General features: G+C 71.7%; 17 protein-coding genes and 1 riboswitch. Of the genes, 12 read left to right on the forward strand and 5 right to left on the reverse strand.

Annotation, left to right across the window (positions count from 1 at the left end; genetic code table 11):
- Positions 1-251 precede the first annotated feature (251 nt).
- A riboswitch (cobalamin riboswitch) is annotated at positions 252-381 on the forward strand.
- A 45-nt stretch (positions 382-426) separates the two neighbouring features.
- Genes ACZ6J5_RS09300 through ACZ6J5_RS09310 form a run of 3 tightly spaced genes read left to right on the forward strand, consistent with a single transcriptional unit; the run spans position 427 to position 4,048 of the window.
- Positions 427-2,217: a ribonucleoside triphosphate reductase gene (locus tag ACZ6J5_RS09300; protein WP_469389361.1), complete on the forward strand. Its 1,791-nt coding sequence runs from the start codon at positions 427-429 to the stop codon at positions 2,215-2,217.
- Positions 2,214-2,816, forward strand: coding sequence for an anaerobic ribonucleoside-triphosphate reductase activating protein (locus tag ACZ6J5_RS09305; RefSeq protein WP_469389363.1), 603 nt, complete (start codon positions 2,214-2,216; stop codon positions 2,814-2,816). The genes ACZ6J5_RS09300 and ACZ6J5_RS09305 overlap by 4 nt, the downstream gene beginning before the upstream one ends.
- A gap of 32 nt (positions 2,817-2,848) precedes the next feature.
- The gene (locus ACZ6J5_RS09310) at positions 2,849-4,048 is read left to right on the forward strand and encodes a hypothetical protein (protein WP_469389365.1); all 1,200 of its coding nucleotides are present in this window, start codon (positions 2,849-2,851) and stop codon (positions 4,046-4,048) included.
- Positions 4,049-4,161: 113 nt separating this feature from the next.
- Here ACZ6J5_RS09310 and ACZ6J5_RS09315 read toward each other — a convergent pair whose 3' ends face one another.
- The 4 genes from ACZ6J5_RS09315 to ACZ6J5_RS09330 form a co-directional block, all read right to left on the reverse strand.
- The gene (locus ACZ6J5_RS09315; protein WP_469389367.1) at positions 4,162-4,557 is read right to left on the reverse strand and encodes a hypothetical protein; all 396 of its coding nucleotides are present in this window, start codon (positions 4,555-4,557) and stop codon (positions 4,162-4,164) included.
- Positions 4,558-5,058: 501 nt separating this feature from the next.
- Positions 5,059-6,285, reverse strand: a complete 1,227-nt coding sequence (locus ACZ6J5_RS09320; RefSeq protein WP_469389369.1) for a Cmx/CmrA family chloramphenicol efflux MFS transporter — start codon at positions 6,283-6,285, stop codon at positions 5,059-5,061.
- A gap of 294 nt (positions 6,286-6,579) precedes the next feature.
- Entirely contained in the window at positions 6,580-7,188 is a 609-nt protein-coding gene (locus ACZ6J5_RS09325) for a hypothetical protein (protein WP_469389371.1), read from the reverse strand.
- A 284-nt stretch (positions 7,189-7,472) separates the two neighbouring features.
- Positions 7,473-8,600, reverse strand: a complete 1,128-nt coding sequence (locus tag ACZ6J5_RS09330) for an NADH:flavin oxidoreductase (RefSeq protein WP_469389373.1) — start codon at positions 8,598-8,600, stop codon at positions 7,473-7,475.
- A gap of 124 nt (positions 8,601-8,724) precedes the next feature.
- On the opposite strand from ACZ6J5_RS09330, the gene ACZ6J5_RS09335 reads away from it, so the two are divergent.
- The 6 genes from ACZ6J5_RS09335 to ACZ6J5_RS09360 all read left to right on the forward strand — a co-directional run bounded on the left by ACZ6J5_RS09335 (position 8,725) and on the right by ACZ6J5_RS09360 (position 14,642).
- Positions 8,725-9,177: a MarR family winged helix-turn-helix transcriptional regulator gene (locus ACZ6J5_RS09335; RefSeq protein WP_469389374.1), complete on the forward strand. Its 453-nt coding sequence runs from the start codon at positions 8,725-8,727 to the stop codon at positions 9,175-9,177.
- Between the two features lie 187 nt (positions 9,178-9,364).
- Complete coding sequence (locus ACZ6J5_RS09340; RefSeq protein WP_469389376.1) at positions 9,365-9,622, forward strand: DUF5958 family protein; 258 nt, start codon at positions 9,365-9,367, stop codon at positions 9,620-9,622.
- Between the two features lie 269 nt (positions 9,623-9,891).
- Positions 9,892-10,299 carry a hypothetical protein gene (locus ACZ6J5_RS09345; protein ID WP_469389378.1) on the forward strand — a complete coding sequence of 136 codons (408 nt, stop codon included), beginning with the start codon at positions 9,892-9,894 and terminating at the stop codon, positions 10,297-10,299.
- A gap of 112 nt (positions 10,300-10,411) precedes the next feature.
- Positions 10,412-11,281: an alpha/beta fold hydrolase gene (locus ACZ6J5_RS09350; RefSeq protein WP_469389380.1), complete on the forward strand. Its 870-nt coding sequence runs from the start codon at positions 10,412-10,414 to the stop codon at positions 11,279-11,281.
- A gap of 476 nt (positions 11,282-11,757) precedes the next feature.
- Positions 11,758-13,107, forward strand: a complete 1,350-nt coding sequence (locus ACZ6J5_RS09355; protein WP_469389382.1) for an anaerobic C4-dicarboxylate transporter family protein — start codon at positions 11,758-11,760, stop codon at positions 13,105-13,107.
- Positions 13,108-13,250: 143 nt separating this feature from the next.
- Positions 13,251-14,642, forward strand: coding sequence for a M20/M25/M40 family metallo-hydrolase (locus ACZ6J5_RS09360; RefSeq protein ID WP_469389384.1), 1,392 nt, complete (start codon positions 13,251-13,253; stop codon positions 14,640-14,642).
- Positions 14,643-14,831: 189 nt separating this feature from the next.
- Here the strand turns inward: ACZ6J5_RS09360 and ACZ6J5_RS09365 are convergent, their stop codons facing one another.
- Positions 14,832-15,401, reverse strand: a complete 570-nt coding sequence (locus ACZ6J5_RS09365; RefSeq protein ID WP_469389386.1) for a helix-turn-helix domain-containing protein — start codon at positions 15,399-15,401, stop codon at positions 14,832-14,834.
- Positions 15,402-15,767: 366 nt separating this feature from the next.
- Between ACZ6J5_RS09365 and ACZ6J5_RS09370 the strand changes: the two genes are divergently transcribed.
- The 3 genes from ACZ6J5_RS09370 (at position 15,768) to ACZ6J5_RS09380 (ending at position 18,314) form a co-directional block, all read left to right on the forward strand.
- A complete protein-coding gene (locus ACZ6J5_RS09370; protein ID WP_469389388.1) occupies positions 15,768-16,646 on the forward strand; it encodes an aldolase in 879 nt (292 codons plus the stop codon).
- Positions 16,647-16,649: 3 nt separating this feature from the next.
- Positions 16,650-17,558, forward strand: a complete 909-nt coding sequence (locus ACZ6J5_RS09375) for a dihydrodipicolinate synthase family protein (protein WP_469389391.1) — start codon at positions 16,650-16,652, stop codon at positions 17,556-17,558.
- 243 nt (positions 17,559-17,801) lie between these two features.
- Positions 17,802-18,314 (forward strand): methylated-DNA--[protein]-cysteine S-methyltransferase, encoded by a 513-nt coding sequence (locus tag ACZ6J5_RS09380; protein ID WP_469389393.1) that lies wholly within the window; start codon positions 17,802-17,804, stop codon positions 18,312-18,314.
- The last annotated feature ends 55 nt before the right edge of the window (positions 18,315-18,369 follow it).

Consider the following 18,369-nt stretch of genomic DNA (forward strand, 5'->3'; position numbering starts at 1 on the left):
CCCGGCGAAGGGCCCGAGCGGGGGAGCCGAAGGTCCTGAGAGGCGCGGCGGCGCGTAGGAGCATCGCGCCGGGGGGCTCCGAAGGCCGGAGGTCCCTCTCGCCGGGACCTTCGGCACCCCTACATCTAGTGTGGGCGTGTCGAGTGAATCCCGGATGTAGTGTTCTGGCTGTCGGTTCGGCGTCTGAGTGCCTCGCTTCGCTCCGTGGATACGGGAGGGAGCGGACGTCCGTGCCCCCGCATACCTGAGCCGTACGCGGAGGCGGAGACGGAGCGCGCACGCCGAGAGAACAGGGAATCCGGTGAGAGTCCGGAGCTGCCCCGCAACGGTATGGGCCCCTCGGGGCCCCAGTCCGATACCTGCCGGCCCCGCCCGCGCGTCCGCGTGGCCGGGCAACACCTCAGGATGCCTCGTGGGAGGGCTGACGTGACGCACATCAACGCCGTGGATTCCGTGACCGAATACCTGGACCGAAGCGACTGGCGGGTCAACGCCAACGCGAACCAGGGCTACTCGCTCGGCGGCCTCATCCTCAACACCGCCGGCAAGGTGGTCGCCAACTACTGGCTCGACCAGGTCTACCCCGAGGCGATCGGGCGCGCCCACCGCGACGGCGACCTGCACATCCACGACCTCGACATGCTTTCCGGCTACTGCGCGGGCTGGTCCCTGCGCACGCTGCTCACGGAGGGCTTCAACGGGGTGCCGGGCCAGATCGACTCGGCGCCGCCCCGGCACCTGTCCTCGGCGGTCGGCCAGATCGTCAACTTCCTGGGCACGCTCCAGAACGAGTGGGCCGGCGCGCAGGCGTTCAGCTCCTTCGACACGTACCTGGCGCCGTTCGTCCGCAAGGACGCGATGACGTACGCCGAGGTGCACCAGTGCGTGCAGGAGATGGTGCACAACCTCAACGTGCCGTCCCGGTGGGGCACGCAGACGCCGTTCACCAACCTCACCTTCGACTGGACCTGCCCCGACGACCTGCGCGAGCAGGTGCCCGTGATCGGCGGCGAGGAGATGCCGTTCACGTACGGCGAGCTCCAGCCCGAGATGGACCTGATCAACCGCGCGTACATCGACGTCATGGCGGCCGGGGACTCGACGGGCCGGGTGTTCACCTTCCCGATCCCCACCTACAACATCACCGAGGACTTCCCCTGGGAGAGCGAGAACGCCACGGCGCTCTTCGCCATGACGGCGACCTACGGGCTGCCGTACTTCCAGAACTTCATCAACTCCACGATGAACCCCGGCATGATCCGCTCGATGTGCTGCCGTCTCCAGCTCGACCTGACCGAGCTCCTCAAGCGTGGCAACGGACTGTTCGGCAGCGCGGAGCAGACGGGCTCGCTCGGTGTCGTGACGCTCAACTGCGCCCGGCTCGGGCACCTCCACGCGCGGGACGAGGCGGGCTTGTTCGAGGCACTGGACCGGCTGCTCGACCTGGCGAAGGAGAGCCTGGAGATCAAGCGCGTCACCGTCCAGGACCTCATCGACAACGGCCTCTACCCGTACACCAGGCGCTACCTCGGCACCCTGCGCAACCACTTCTCCACCATCGGCGTGAACGGGATCAACGAGATGATCCGCAACTTCACCCACGACGCCGACGACATCACCACCCCGGCGGGTCACGCCCTCGCCGTGCGCCTGCTCGACCACGTACGGACGCGGATGGTCGAGTTCCAGGAGCGGACCGGTCACCTCTACAACCTGGAGGCGACCCCGGCCGAAGGCGCCACGTACCGCTTCGCGAAGGAGGACCTGCGGCGCTTCCCGGACATCCTCCAGGCAGGCACGGAGACCAACCCGTACTACACGAATTCCAGCCAACTGCCGGCAGGCTGGACCGACGACCCCTTCGAGGCGCTGGAGCGGCAGGACGAGCTCCAGACGAAGTACACCGGCGGAACGGTTCTCCACCTGTACATGTCCGAACGCGTCTCCTCCGCCGACGCCTGCCGCAACCTCGTCCGCCGCTCCCTCGAACGCTTCTCCCTGCCCTACCTGACGGTCACGCCGACCTTCTCCATCTGCCCGCAGCACGGCTACCTCGCCGGGGAGCGGGCCACCTGCCCGACCTGCGCGAGCGTCTGCGAGGTGTGGACCCGGGTCATGGGCTACCACCGGCCCGTGAGCTCGTTCAACATCGGCAAGAAGGGCGAACACGCGGAGCGCACGCACTTCACCGAGCGGGCCGCGGGCACCACCGCGTGATCCGTATCGGAGGCTGGTCCCGGCTGTCCACCTGCGACTGGCCGGGCCGCCTCGTCACCACCGTCTTCTGCCAGGGCTGCCCCTGGCGCTGCGGCTACTGCCACAACCCTTCCCTCCTCGATCCGCGCGCCACCCCGCCGACGCCCACGACCTGGCCGGATGTCGTCGGACACCTCGCCCGCCGCCGGGGTCTGCTCGACGGCATCGTCTTCTCCGGCGGCGAACCGCTCCTCCAGCCCGGCCTCGCCGCCGCCGCCCGCGAGGCCCGCGCCCTCGGCTTCGCCGTCGGCCTCCACACGGGCGGCGCCTACCCGCGCCGCCTCGCGGAACTGCTCTCGGCGGGCCTGCTCGACTGGGTGGGCTTCGACATCAAGGCCGCACCGGACGCGTACGAGCGGATCACGGGCATCCGCAACAGCGCCACCCCCGCCACCCGCAGCCTCGACCTCCTCCTCGCCTCGGGCATCCCGCGCCAGCTCCGCACCACCGTCGACCCGGCCCTGATGGGCGATTCCGACGTCGACGAGCTGAAGGAGTGGCTGACAGCGCGGGGACTGCGGGGGCATGTATGGCAGGAGGCGCGGAGCGGTGACAGCTGAGGCGAGAGGGAAGAGGGGAGAGCGGGGAAAGGATGAGTGAGTCGGACGAGTCGGCTGAGTCGGACGAGTCGGCTGAGTCGGACGAGTCGGACGAGTCGGCTGAGTCGGACGAGTTGAATGATTCAGCTGAGTCGCAGGTTCTTGCGACGGCCGCCCCGGCAGCGATCGCGGGCCGCCGGGGACTGCCGAAGCGCGAGCGCGTCGGCGCGCTAGCGGCCTGCCTGGCGGGGGCCGTGGCCATGCTGGTCGCCGGGTGGCTCGTGGCGGCCCCGGTGTCGGCCGGCGTGCGCGAGGAAGCGGCGTTCAGGCGGGCACCCGTCTGCGAGGCCGGTCCTGGCGAGCCCGGTCCGGAGTGCGTCGGCCGCCGTGACAGCGTGATCGACGGGATCAGAGCCGAGGGCGGGAGGAGCCGGGACTACGTCGTCGGCGTCAAGGGCCCTGGCGGGGCGACCGACTGGATCGAGCTCAAGCAGGAGTACGGCTTCGGGCACAGGGCGCGCGAGGGCGACGCGATCGCCGTGTACTCCTGGCGGGGCGAGGCCCGCACGGTGGTCGTCCGCGGCCACTCCTACGTCACCACGGCTACGGTGGTGGGGAGTTGGGGCACCGCGCTCGGCTGGGCCGTCGGCACCTTCCCCATCGGCCTCGCGGTGCTGTGCGGCGGCGTCTGGTGGCTGGCCCGTGGCGCCGCGCACCCGGCGGTCGCCCCCTGGCAGACCAGTCTGATCGGGATGGCCGGCCTGCTCCCCGCTCCCTTCCTCGGCGTATGGGCCTCGACGGGCACGGGGTCGGTCGGGGAGGCCCTGCGGGTCGCCGGCGTGGGGTACGCGATGGCCGCCGTGACCGCGCTGCTCTGCTGGCCGTTCCTGGCCCGCCGGGAACGTCGCCAGGGCGTCGAGATCCCCTTCACGCCGCTATCCGTCGCGGAGGGGGACGTGCTCTCGGTGTGCCTCCCCTACGAGCCGGAGTACGCGGGTTTCACCTACCTGGTGGTCCGCCCCGGGCGCCTCGCGCTGAGCCCCGACCCGACGGGGCGGGTCGCCCAGCGGCCCCTTCCGGACGGCCTCCGTCTGGTCCGGGTGCGCCGACAGCTCCGTACGGACCCCGGTCCCGCCCTCAGTGCCGGTCGGTCTTTCCGCCAGTACCACATCGCGGAGTGCCGGGCGGGGGCGCGGACGCTGCTCTTCGCCGGGAAGCTTCCCGAACTGGAGCGACTGGTCGGGGCGCTCTGAGCGCTCGGGGCGGCTCGGGGCACTCGGCGTGCTTGAGGGCCCGGGACGCCGGACGACGGGACCGGGGTCCCGGCCGGGCCGCCGAGGTCTTCGTCGGTCCGGCCGGACGGTGGTCAGGGGGTCGTGCGGGGGCGGTTGAAGTAGGTGTCGGCGGGCTTGCGGAGGCAGTTGATGAAGACGATGCCGCCGAGAGCGATGGTGGGGCCCGCGAAGCCGCCCCCGGTGAAGAGGTTGACCAGGCCGTTGACGGCGACGAGCGCGCCGATCGCGATGGCACCCGCGCGGACGCCGCCACGGCCGCTGCGGAACCGTGCCGCGATGACGATCGCCGCCGCCGCGAGGACGAGACCGGAGACGGCGACGAGGAACAGCACGGAAGCGGACAGGTCTTCGATCTCGGCGGCGTCGACGCTTCCTGACTGCACGGCGAGTCCGGCGGCGAACAGGGCCAGGGCGGCGACTATTTGCAGGCCAGCGATGACGAACAGCAGCACCCGAGCTGCTTTCACGATGCCTGGCATCGGCATTTCGAGGAGCGGGTGAGGGTGAGGGTACTGGTTCGGGTGCGAGGGGAAAAGGCCGGAAGCGGGGGCGTCCTGGCGGGGAAGGTTGTCCATAGTGAGCTGTTCCTTGGGGGGTTGGGGGAGGGGGCCGCGCATGAGACACCGAGGTCGCAGCGGATGTGAAACCCGGTGAGAAAACGCATTCGGCGCCGTTTGAGCGGCGACGGGCGAAGCGCGACGTGCCGGAAAGCGGTGAATTCGTGCGTGCTCTCCGGAGGTTCATGCCCATACCGCGCGACCGACCTCAACTCGATGTCCAGTGTAGCCGAGCCGGAATTTCTCCCGGCTCGGCCGAAGCGCCATCAGGACAACGGAACAGTCACGATGCCGATGCCGATGCCGATGCCGATGCAGATTTCCATTGATTCGTCGCTGAACAATTATCAGGTCCCGCGAGGATTGGGTGACGTGACAATGCGGATCGTTCGCAGCGGTGGCCCCGGTTCCTCAGGCGCGCCCCGCCAGCACGCCCCGAGCGGGGAGCGCGATCAGGAGCGCGGAGGCCACGAGGAGGGCGCTCGCCCACAGGGGGCCGAGTTCCGCGGCCGGGGTGTCGAGGGCGGTCGCGGCCAGGAGGGGGCCCGCTGCGGCGCCGAGGTTCAGGGCGGCGGTCGCGTACGAGCCGGACATGGCGGGTGCGTCGGCCGCCTCGTACAGGACGCGGGTGATCAGGGTGCCGCCCAGCGCGAACGACAGCGTGGCCTGGACGCATACAAGGGTGAGGAGTACGACCGGCCGGTCGGCGAGCAGCGCCAGCGCCGGCCAGCCCGCGAGCAGCAACGGGCCGCCGACCGCGACGACGAGGCCCGGCCGCCGGTCGGCGAGGCGCCCCGCGACGGTGACGCCCGCGAAGGAGCCGACCCCGAAGAGCACGAGGGCGACGGGCACCCACAGCGCGTCGAGCCCCGCCGTACCGGTGACGACGGGGGCGAGGAAGGTGAGGCTCGCGAAGGTGGCGGCGTTCACCAGCGCGCCGAGCAGCATGACCAGCAGCAGCCGTGGCCGCTTGAGCGGCGCGAGCTCGGCGCGCAGGGGAGGGTGCCCGATGATCGGTCGCCTGGTGACGGTGTGTCCGTTGGTGGGGTGTCCGGTGACGGGGTGCGGGTGCGGGTGCGGGTTCCGGATCGGGCGCCGCGCCGGGATTCCGGTGAGGATGCCGAGGGCGGCGGGCAGGCACAGCACGGCGACCGCCCAGAACGTCGCCCGCCACCCGAGCAGCGCGCCCAGCGCCGATCCCCCGGGGACTCCGGCGATCGTGGCCACCGTGGTGCCCGACAGCAGGACGGCGAGCGCGCGGCCCTTCCTGTCGGCGGGGACCAGTGTGGTGGCCGTGGCGAGGGCGACCGCGAGGAACCCGGCGTTCGCGAAGGCCGCGACCACCCGGGTCGCGCACAGGACCGGGAAGCTCTCGGTGACGGCGCCCACCGCGTGGGCAGCCGAGAAGACGAGGACACAGCCGAGCAGGCTCGAACGCGCGGGCCAACGCCGGGCGAGCGCGGCCATCAGCGGGGCGCCGGCGACCATCCCGATCGCGTAGGCGGACGTGAGCGTCCCCGCGAGGCCGACGCCGACGCCGAGGTCGGAGGCGATGTCGGGGAGGAGTCCGGCGAGCATGAACTCCGAGGTGCCCATGGCGAAGACGGCCAAGGCGAGCACGTACAGCGGAAATGGCATGGAGTGGCTCCGAGGTGAGGAGAAGCACGAGAGGAGGTCGTCTCGTCACCGCGGTCAGCGAGCTCATGCTCCCTCAAGCACCCTCGGGCACGCCCGTACGCTCCCTATGTCCTTCCCACCAGCCCCGTGTGAGCAAAGGAGGGGAGGAGAGGGGGAAGAGAGGGGACCGGGAGGAGGTCAGCGCTGAGGGAAGCTCAGGCGCTGCGGGGGAGGGGAAATCAGGGGAGAAGGGGGCTGACGGCGTGACCGGAAGCCCCCACCCTGTCTGACTCAGGACTCGGCATGGCCCGCACGCTATCCGACCGGCGGTCGGGCCGGCACGCGATTTTCAGGAACCGGCGGGGCTGGTGGGACCGGCGGGGCTGGCGGTGCCGTCAGGGACCCGGCGAAGCCCGCGAGGGCGCGGAAGTCGTCCTCCCGCATCCCCAGGCGCGGGTTGACGTGGTGCACGAGCCCGGGAGCTCGATGGTGCGCCGTCACGTGTGCCCGGTCCAGCTCGCCCGGCTCGTCGTCCACCCAGGCGAACGGTCGGCCCTGGGCGTAGGCCATGAGGGGCTCGGTCTTCCAGTGGAGACCGTCTGGCCGCTCCTTGAGAAGGGCGTCACCGAAGTCGACGTAGGGGAGTTCGGGCAGGCAGAGTACGGGACCGATCCAGCGGTTGGCCTCGTCCATCCACGTCGTGGCCCAGCACAGCTCGAAGCCGAGCCGCAGCAGGGCGGGACCGTGCGCCGGATTGAGCCAGACCCGCAGCGGGCGGCGCCGAGGGGAGAAGCCGGTGCCGTCGGGGTGGGTGTCGCTCCGGGGCACCCTGAGCGTGGTGTAGCCGACGGGGCGCCGCTCGGGCTGGGCGGCGTACGGATTGAGCGGCCCGTCCACGTCGAGGAACAGCAGCGGTCGGTCCACGGTGTCCGGTCTCCCCCTGGGTGGCGCCTGTCGCCCTGTCGCCCTGTCGCCCTGTCGCCCTGTCGCCTTGACGTCTGCCGCCTGGCGTCGGTCGGCGCAGGCCGCCGTTTCGCCGTCGCCCGGCAGAGTGAGCGTAATCGCTGGAGCGGTGGTGCTGGTGCTGGTGGGTCGGAGGCCCCGTGCCCGGCCAGTGGGACCTGGGCAGGAGAAAGCGCGGAACGCGCCGTCGCGGTGTCCGGGAACATCGACTCCCGCTCACCGCGACGGCGCGCTCCGCGTCCGCGTCAGCTGAGGGTGCGGACGGCCGCCGCGTCGTACGGCCGGAGCTCGGAGGTGCGTCCGGCGAGGACCTTGGCGGCCCACTCCGGGTCCTGGAGCAGCGCGCGGCCGACGGCGACCATGTCGAACTCGTCGCGCTCCAGGCGGTCGAGCAGCTCGTCGATGCCCTGGACGGGCGAGCCCTCGCCCGCGAACGCGTTGATGAAGTCGCCGTCCAGCCCGACCGAGCCGACGGTGATGGCGGGGCGGCCGGTGAGCTTCTTGGTCCAGCCCGCGAGGTTGAGGTCCGAGCCCTCGAACTCGGGCACCCAGTGGCGGCGCGTGGAGGCGTGGAACGCGTCGACACCGGCGACGGCCAGCGGCGTGAGGATCGCCTCCAGCTCCTCCGGGGTCTCGGCGAGCCGCGCGTCGTACGCGTCCTGCTTCCACTGGGAGTAGCGGAAGATCACGGGGAACCCGGGCGATACGGCGGCGCGGACCGCCGCCACGATCTCGGCCGCGAACTTCGTACGAGCCACGGCGTCGCCGCCGTACGCGTCGGTGCGCCGGTTCGTGCCGGCCCACAGGAACTGGTCGATCAGGTATCCGTGGGCGCCGTGCAGCTCGACCCCGTCGAAGCCGATGCGCTCGGCGGCGGCGGCAGCCTCGGCGAAGGCGCCGATGACGTCGTCGAGGTCGCTCTGGCTCATCGCCTTGCCCGTGCCCTCGGTGCCGTCCGTGCGGATGCCGGAGGGGCCCATCGCCGGGGCCTCGGGGTACGGCTCCTGCCCCTGCTGGCGCACCATGCCGATGTGCCACAGCTGCGGCACGATCGTGCCGCCGGCCGCGTGCACGTCCTCGGCGACCTTCGCCCACCCCGCGAGCTGCTCCTCGCCGTGGAAGCGCGGTACGCGGTCGCTCTGCCCGGCCGAGTCGTGGCCGACGTACGTGCCCTCGGTGACGATCAGGCCGACGCCGGCGGCGGCACGGCGGGCGTAGTACGAGCGGACGTCCTCGCCGGGCACGCCGCCCGGGGAGAACATGCGGGTCATCGGCGCCATGGCGATGCGGTTCGGGACGGTAAGGCCGTTCAGGGCCACGGGCCGGGAGAGGATCTCGGCCGCGCGGGAGGCGGGGGACGCGGTGGCGGTCACAGGGGCGCTCCTTGGGGCTTTACTTGACAACCTTGAAGCTTGAGGACTTCATGTAATGGGATGACGGTAGAGCGGCATACTTGAGATAGTCAAGTTTCTCGGGGGAGGAGATAGGGTGGCTCCCATGACAGAAGCTCCTCGTACGACACCGCCGGTCGACGTCGACGCGGACCGGCTCATGGAGCAGCTCTCGATGTCGTGGGGCGTCTACCTCGGCGACTTCACCCTCGCGGCGGCGAGCGAGAACCTCACCGCGAGTCAGGCCAAGGCGCTCAACGCGCTCCGCCGCGGCCCCGCCGCGATGCGCGCCCTCGCCGAGACCATGACCTGCGACGCCTCCAACATCACCGGCATCATCGACCGGCTGGAGAAGCGCGAACTGGTGCGCCGCGAGGCCGACCCGTCCGACCGGCGGGTCAAGAACGTCATCCTCACCGCCGAGGGCGAGCGCGTCGCGGACGCCATCCGCGCCAGGATGCACACCACCCAGAGCGGCCTGGACGGCCTGAGCGCCGAGGACCGCGCCGCGCTCTCCCTCCTCCTGGAGCGCGTCTTCGGCTGCCGCACCACCCCCTGACCGGACGGCCCCGGCGACGACCCGACCCGCCCGCGCCAACGGAGAAGGCGCGGACACTCTCTTCACTCCGAGGATTCCATCGGTGGGGGAGGGGAGGAGAGTGGAGGGGAGGTGAGGGGGAGAGATCGGAGATCAGGTCATCACGTGCCCCAGAGACGCCGTCGTGGGACCGTGGAATCATCGGGCGGTGATCGAACAGAACTGTGGAGACGACGGCCGAGACGTTCAGGGGGAGGCCGAGCGGGTGGTCAACGAGGTCGCGCAGGGGCTTCGGACTGTGGAGGATGGTGCGGTCTGGTTCTCGGGTCTCGCCGCGGCGGAGCACGTGACGGCGTTTCGCGTCCTCGTCTCCACCTTCGCCGCCGCTGACACCAGGCGCCGCGAGAGGGACTGCAACGGCGCCTGCGGGCACGCGTGGCACAACCTGTCGGCTGGAGCCGGGTGAGGTGGCGCCCGACCCGGAGACGTACCAACTGGGCCGGGTCCGGCGCGGAGCCCTGGGCTGCACCCAGGTCCGCGACGAAGGGTTCCTCTCCACGGGCGACATGGTCCTCTTCGACACCTCCCACCCCCTGGAGGCCGACATCCGGGGGCAGACGGCCGCCGCGGCGGAGGTCACGGTGCTCCGCATCCCGAGGAGATCCCTCGCCCTCCCCGCCCGCGCGGACCGACCGGCTCCTCGCCAGGCGGCTGCCGCACGACCGGGTGAGCGGGGTGCTGCTCCGGCGGCATCTGGACACCGTGGTGGCGCTGGCGTCCCGGCTCGGCCCCGCCGAGGCCCACCGGCTGGGCAACGTCACGGCCGACCTCGTCACCTGCTTCGCCGCCGACGTCCTCGACAGGAGCGGGCTCGCGCCGCCCGAGTCGCGTACGGCCGAACCGCGCGCCCGGATCGTCGCCTTCATCGGCCTCCACCTCGGAGACCCTGCCGATCGCCGCGCTGGCGGCGCGGTGGGGGCTGCTGCTGCCCGCGGGGTTCAGCCGGTCGTTCCGCGCCACGTACGGCATGACGCCGGGCGAGTTCCGCGCGGAGGCGGCCCGGGCCCGTGGGGGCCGTCCTCGGCGGGACGTGTGAGGGGCGCCGTCATCGGAGACCTCGCCGTCGTAGGCGGGACGAGCTGAGTCGAGCTGTCGACGGCGTCGTGGCAGAGGCTGTTGCCGCGGCTTCGATGACGGAGTCACGAGATGTCGGCGGTGCCGATGAGTTTTCGCAACGGCGCCGGTCTATAGGGGTATGAAGACTCTCACTCTTGAAGTTGCCGGCGCTGAAATCGTCTACGACGTGCGCGGGCCCCTGCCGTCGGCCGACGGGCGGCCGGCGCTGTTCATGATCGGGATGCCGATGGACGCCTCCGGCTTCGCCGCGCTGGCGGAGCGGTTCCCCGAGCGTACGGTCGTCACGTACGACCCGCGCGGGCTGGGCCGCAGCAAGCGTACGGACGGGCGCGTGGAGTACGCCCCGGAGGTCCTGGCCGACGACGTGCACGCGGTGGTCGCGGCCCTGGGGGCCGGGCCGGTGGAGGTGTTCGCGAGCAGCGGGGGCGCGGTCGTCGCGCTGGCGCTCGTGACGGCGTACCCGGAAGACGTGACGACCCTGGTGGCGCACGAGCCGCCGCTGGTGACGCTGACGCCGGACGGCGAGGCGGCGGTACGGGCCCGGGCGGGTGTCCGGGAGGCGTACGAGGCGCGCGGGTGGGGCGCCGGGATGGCGGCGTTCGTGGCCATGACGTCGTGGCAGGGTGACTTCACCGACGCGTACTTCGCCCAGCCGGCCGCCGACCCGGCGATGTTCGGGTTCCCCGTGGGGGACGACGGATCGCGTGAGGACCCGCTGCTCTCGGACCGGTCGTGGGCGGTGAGCGGTTACGCGCCCGATGCCGAGGCGATCGTCGCCGCGCCGACCCGGGTCGTGATCGGCGTGGGGGAGGAGTCCGACGGTGTGCTGACCGGGCGCACGTCCGTCGCGGTCGCCGAACTCCTCGGGCTGCCGGTGACGGTGTTCCCCAGCCATCACGGCGGCTTCTGCGGGGTGGAGACCGGGTATCCGGGGAAGCCGGACGAGTTCGCGGCGCGGCTGCGGGAGGTCCTCGACGGGGCGGAGTGAGCCGGAGGGAAGGGGCGGAGGGGCGGATGGGCATCTCGGCGCGACGGAGGGGGAGTTCGGGCGGGCCGGTCGAGTGGTCGTCCGTCCGTCCGCCCGTCCGTCCGCCCGTCCGTCCGCCCGTCCGTCCGCCCGTCCGTCCAGTCGCCCGTCCGGCCGTCGGACTGTCCGGCCGTCCGGTGGTCCGGCCCTCGGGTCCCCTCGCCGCTCGCCTCGTGCCCGCCCCTTCTCTCGGTCGTCGTCTCGTCCCGCCTTCGAGCGGGACGGGGCGGCGGCCCGTTTCCGTTCGCCGCCCGGTTCGTTTCGCCCCCCGCACCCGGTCCGCCGACAGCTTTCGGGGCTTTAGTCACAGGGCCACCAGACCTTTGTCGGATCCCTCCCTTTCCGGCCGAATCGTAAAATCTGTTCAACATTTCTTGTGCGTCCGGCCCGGCTTGTCCGGTGCGGATGAGGGCGTACGACTGTGAACGGATTCCCGCATGGAGTTGTGGAAGATCATCCTCGAAGCCGCGATCGTCCTTGTGGCGATCGGTCTGGGCGTCCGAACAGGGGGCATGGGCCTCGGGCTCTGGGGCGTATTCGGCACCGGGCTGCTGGTATTCGGATTCGGTCTCGCTCCCGGGTCACCGCCGGTGTCGGCCTTCTTCATCATCATCGCGGTGATCTCCGCGTCGGCGGCCATGCAATCGGCGCGCGGCATCGACTATCTGGTCGGCATCGCGTCGAGAATCATCCGGCGGAATCCCGAACGCATCACCTATGTCGCCCCCTTCGTCACCTTCGTGTTCACGATGGGCTCGGGCACCTCGAACATCTTCTTCGCGCTGATGCCCGTCATCTACGAGACGTCCCACCGCAGCGGTGTACGCCCCGAGCGTCCGCTGACCGCCTCCACCGTCGCCTCCGGCCTCGGCATCACGGCGTCTCCCGTCTCCGCCGCCATGGCGGCCTACCTCACGCTGCTCCCGGCCGACTTCACCCTCGCCAAGATCCTCGCGATCACCGTGCCGGCCGCGATCGTCTCCATCCTCGCCGTCTCGCTCATCCAGTCGCGCGTCGGCAAGGACCTCAAGGACGACCCCGAGTTCCTCCGCCGCGTCGAGGCGGGCATCGTCGAGCCGATCCCCGTCCGCGCGGACGCCGACGCCCAGCAGCGTGACGGCCAGGGCCAGCCGCTCCCGGCCGGTGCCGCGCGCAGCGCGTGGCTCTTCCTCGCCGGTGTCGCCGTCGTCGTACTCCTGGGCCTCTTCGACGCGCTGCGGCCGGTCGTCACCGTCGGCGAGAAGACCGGGCCGCTGGACATGTCCACGGTCATCCAGCTCGTGATGTTCACCGTCGCGCTGCTCATCATCGTGCTCAACAAGCTCGACCCGGCCGACGTCATCAAGCAGCCCCTGATGACGGCGGGTCTCGTCGCGGCGATCGCGCTGTTCGGCATCGCGTGGATGGCCGACACCTTCATCTCCGGCAACCAGACGACGATCATCGACCCGCTGACCGAGATGATCAAGGATCACCCGTACATGGTGGCCGTCGGCTTCTTCCTCGTCGTGGGTCTCACCACCAGCCAGTCGACCGCCACCCGCACCATCGCCCCGATCGGCCTCAGCGCGCTCAGCCCCGCCGTCGTCACCGCGATGTGGACCTCGCTGACCGGCGTGTGGCTGTTCCCCGCGAACGGCTCCCAGATCGCCGCCGTCGAGCTCGACAAGACCGGCACCACCCGGCTCTCCAAGTTCCCGCTGTACCACTCCTTCACCTTGCCGATGCTCGTGTCGTGGGTGGTCTCGGTCGGAGTCGGTCTGCTGATCGCGACGCTCGTGTCCTGACCGGCGGGTGTGGGGCGTCCCCGTACCGCTGCCTGTGCGCATCAGCGTGCGCGTGCCTGAGTTCGTGCCTGTGGGCGGCGCCCCCCTTGTCCCTCCTTCCCCTTCGTTCCCCCTTCGCTCCCGATCCCGCAAAGGTGCGTCTCGTGAACTACGTCGACCTCCCCCTCTCCGCCGCGACCCGCGCGGCCGTCGAGCGCCTGGAGCCGATGCTCCCGGAGCTCGCCGAGGACCTCGCCGCGCTGGTGGCCCTCCCCTCGGTCGCCTTCCCCGGTTTCCCCCAGGAGCCGGTGCTCCGCGCCGCGACTGCCACCGTCGACCTGCTCCAGCGCAGCGGCGCGGCGGACGCCCGGCTGCTGGACATCCCGGGCGGCTACCCCGCCGTGTACGCCGAGGTGCCGGGCCCTCCGGGGGCGCCGACGGTGCTGCTCTACGCCCACTACGACGTGCAGCCGGCCCCGGACGACCAGAAGTGGAGCACCGATCCCTGGACGGCGACGACCGGAGCCGACGGACGGCTGTACGGGCGCGGCGCGGCGGACGACAAGAGCGGCGTCGTCGCCCACGCGGCCACCCTGCGCGCCTTCGAGGGCCGGCCGCCCGTCAACCTCAAGATCCTCGTCGAGGGCGAGGAGGAGACGGTGAGCCACCTGGGGCCGTACGTCACCGCGAACCCGGAGCGGTTCGCGTGCGACGCCTTCGTCATCGCCGACCTCGGCAACGTACGCACCGGGGAGCCCGCCCTCACCACCGCGCTGCGCGGCACCGCGGTCTGCGACCTGACCGTGACCACGCTCGCCGCGCCCGTGCACTCGGGGGTGTTCGGCGGCCCCGTCCCCGACGCGTTCCTGGCGCTGAGCCGCATCGTCGCCTCCCTCCACAACGATGCCGGTGACGTCGTCGTACCGGGGCTCACCCAGGCGGAGTGGCCCGGCGCGGAGATGGCGACCGACGAGCTGCGGGCCGCGGCCGGACTGGCCGAGGGAGTCGAGGTGATCGGCTCGGGGTCGGTGGCCTCGCACCTGTGGGCGCGGCCGTCCGTGAGCGTCCTCGGCGTCGACGTACCGCCCCGTGACGGCGCCCCCAACGTGCTGCACGCCTCCGCCGCCGCCCGCGTCTCGATGCGGGTCCCGCCGGGCGCCGACCCGGCGCGCGAGCTCGAACTCCTGATGGACCACCTGCGGGCCCAGGCCCCCTGGGGTGTCCGGGTGGAGGTCGAGCCGGTGAAGGTCGGCCATCCGTTCCAGGCCGACACCGCGCACCCCGCGTTCGCCGCCGCGCGCGAGGCGATGACGGCCGCTTTCGGACGACCCGCCGGGACGATCGGCGGCGGTGGCGCGATCGGTCTCGTCGCCACGCTCCAGTCGATCGCCCCGGAGGCGGGCGTCGTGCTCTGGGGCGCGGAGGACATGGCGGGCGCACGCATCCACGCGGGCGACGAGAGCGTGGACCTGGCCGAGCTGGCCCGGATCGTGAAGGCGCAGACTCTGTTCCTGGGACTGCTGGGGGAGACGGGCGAGGGGGCTTCGTCGGACTGATGTCCCGTGCACGGGCAGAGTCCCAGTTCTAGGTCTGGTTCTCGGCCTTGTTCTCGGCCGGTTCTCAGCCCAGTGTCAGCATCATGATGTGGTCCCCGCCTCTCCTAGAAGGGGGGCGGGGACCACATCGCGTTCTTCTTGATTCCCCCTTCCCCTCCTTCCCCTCCTTCCCCTCCCCTTTCCTTCCGTTCAGGGAAGGTGCGGATGGGGGTGCGGGCCGGGGGCGCTGATGAGGAGGAGGACCGAGGCCCGGGGGCCCGGCGACAAGGTGCGCATCTTGTGCGGTGTCGTCGCGTCGAAGTAGACCGAGTCGCCTGGCCCCAGCTCCACCGCCCCGGACGGCAGGAGCAGCTCGGCCCTGCCCTCGTGGACGAAGAGGAACTCCTCGCCGGGATGATCACGGAAGGGGCTGCGGTCCGCGTCATGTGCGGGGTGCAGCATGAACGGCGTCATCCGTTTGCCGGCCGCCTCCAGCGCGATCCCCTCGTACCGGCTGCCCGCCTCGTCGCCCGGCGTGAGCGCGCGCCGCTCGGCGGCCCGGGTCACGGTGACGCCCGTTCCCAGCCCTTCGGCGTCGACGAACACGGTGTCGAGGGGTACGCCCAGCGCGCGGGCGAGCGCGGCCGTGACCGCGATCGAGGGAGTGCTCTGGCCGCGCTCCACCTTGGAGAGGTAGCTCTTGGTGACGCCCGCGCGCGCCGCGAGCGTCTCCAGGCTCATCAGGCGCTCCTTGCGCAGCTGTCGTACCCGGTTGATCACTGGTCGTTCCTCCTGCTCCCGTGCCGGTTCGGCGTGCGGCGATGGATCGTTCCGCCGGGTCGGCGACCAGGGTAGCCCTCGCGGTTTCCGGCTTCGTCGTTCGCCCCGCGTACCCCGCGTACCCCGCGTACCCCGCGTACCCCGCGCGCCGCGCCCGAGCTTGCGGGTCTTCCGTCATGACACAAGGTGTCCTATGGTGAACATCGTATCCAGTCGGATGGGGGCATGCCACCGCCGTGGTTCCAGCCTGCCCGGCCCTGGCCGGCCCGACCCGGCGTGTCCGGTCCCTGCCCGCGCGCCTGCCCCGCCCGTCCCACCCCACCCCGCCCCTGTCCCGGCCCCGCTCAAGCCAAGGAGATGTGTCCTATGGCCACCACGCTGAACGACGCCAAAGACGTCCTGATAGACCGGGCCCACCGCCGCATGGCCGGCGAGTTCACGGCCTCGACCCTGACCGTTCGTCAGAAGACCGCCCTGACCTGCCGGATTCTCTCCGACGCGGGTCACGACTCCGGCCTCGCCGGTCAGATCACGGCCCGTGGCGAGGAGCCCGGCACCTACTGGACCCAGCGCCTGGGTCTGGGCTTCGACGAGATCACCGAGGACAACCTGCTCCTTGTCGACGAGGACCTGAACGTCCTCAGCGGCTCCGGCATGCCCAACCCCGCCAACCGCTTCCACTCCTGGATCTACCGGGCCCGCCCCGACGTCAACTGCATCGTGCACACGCACCCCTTGCACGTCGCCGCGCTCTCGATGCTGGAAGTCCCCCTGGAAGTCAGCCAGATGGACCTGACCCCGCTCTACGACGACTGCGCCTTCCTCGCCGAATGGCCGGGCGTCCCCGTCGGCAACGAGGAGGGCGAGATCATCTCCGCCGCGCTCGGCGACAAGCGGGCCATCCTCCTCGCCCACCACGGCCAGCTCGTCGCGGGCGGCACCGTCGAGGAGGCGTGTCACCTCGCGGTCCTCATCGAACGGGCCGCCCGCCTCCAGCTCCTCGCCATGTCGGCGGGCACCATCAAGCCGCTGCCGCCGGCCCTCGCCGCCGAGGCCCACGACTGGACCTCCTCCGACGCCCGCAACCGCGCCAACTTCGCGTACCACGCCCGCCGCGCACTGGTCCGGCACCCCGACTGCCTGACCGCGCACCCGTCCCCGACGACGAGCGCCACCGGCACGGCCACCGCGACCACCGCCGCCGGAACCGCCACCACCGTCGAAGCAACACAGCAGGGAGCCTGAACCATGACCGAGACCCCGCTGCACGGGATCATCGCCTACCCCGTCACCCCCTTCCACGACCCCTCCGGCCCCCAGACCGGCGCCCCCGACCTGCCGGCCCTGCGGCGCGTCGTCGACGGTCTCGTCGACTCCGGGGCGCAGGCCGTCGCCCCTCTCGGCAGCACCGGTGAGGCCGCCTACCTCACCGACGCCGAATGGGACTCCGTCTGCGAGACCGCGCTGGACGCGGTCGACGGCCGGGTCCCCACCCTCGTCGGCGTCGGCCACGTCACCACCGCCGAGACCGCCCGCCGCGCCCGCGTCGCGGCCCGGCACGGCGCCACGGCCGTCATGGTGCTGCCGGCCGCCTACTGGAAGCTGACCCGCCAGGAGACCGAGCGCCACTTCGCGACCGTCGCCGACGCCGCCGGCGTACCCGTCATGCTCTACAACAACCCGGGGACGTCCGGTACGGACCTCACTCCCGCCGAGATCGTCGCGCTCGGCGCCCGGATCGAGAACCTGACCATGGTCAAGGAGAGTTCCGGCCGCGTCGAACGCTTCCGCGAGATCCTCGACCTCTCCGACGGCGAGCTGTCCGTCTACAACGGCAGCAACCCCATCGCCCTCGACGCCCTCCGCGCCGGGGCCGCGGGCTGGTGCACAGCCGCCCCCGGCATCGTCCCCGGCGGACCGCGCGCCCTCTACGAGGCCCACATCGCGGGCGCCACCGCGCGGGCCGACGCGGTCCTCGCCGAGCTGCTGCCCCTGCTGCGGTTCATCGTGGACCGTGGCCTGCCGCGCGCCGTCAAGACCGGTCTCGAACTGCGCGGACTCCCGGCGGGCGCCCCCAGGCCCCCGCTCGCGCCCCTCACCCGCGAGGACGCCGACCACCTCGCGACGCTCCTCAAGGAGCTCGCGCCCTACGCCTGATCACGGCGACGAACGAACAAGGCGCCGCACGTCGTCGCACAGCCCGCCGGGTCTCCCCTCCCGGCGGGCCGTCCGACGTCCGGGGACATGGCCGGACGCGGCCGTCCGGAGGAGGGCCCGGCGAGGGGCAGGCCGTTGGGTACTCGTATCTCGTCCGCCTCCGCGATCTCACGTTCCGCGCCCGGCCACCGTCTACCGGATGAGAGCAACGAGAGACGCGAAGACATGAGAGGGGAGACGGGGATGAACACCCGGCACGCCGTTGTCGACACCCACCTGGGCCCGGTCACGATCGTCGCCAAGGGCGAGGCGATCACCGGCCTCTACTTCAGGCACCACGTCCGCCGTCCGCCGCAGGAGAGCTTCGGCCCCGAGGCCGGCGCCCGGGCGGACCCGTTGCTGGATGAGGCGGTCCGCCAGCTGTGCGACTACCTGGCGGGACGCCGCCGCCGGTTCGAGCTGCCGCTCGCGGCCGAGGGGGACGCGTTCCAGCACACCGTGTGGGACCTCGTGAAACGGATCCAGTGCGGGGAGACGACGACGTACGGCCGCATCGCCGAGCAGCTCGGAGACCGCGCGCTCGCCCAGAAGGTCGGACAGGCCGTCGGCGCGAACCCGCTGTGCGTCTTCGTCCCCTGCCACCGCGTCGTCGGCTCCACCGGGGCTCTGACCGGGTACGCCGGCGGGCTGAAACGGAAGCAGGCCCTGCTGGAGCTGGAGGAGCCGCCGGCGGCCGACACGGGAAGGCTCTTCTGAGCCCGGCGGGTTCCGCCGATCGGGTATCTCACGTTTGCCACCGCACGTACGTCTT

Source organism: Streptomyces sp. NPDC042100 (assembly GCF_055582325.1).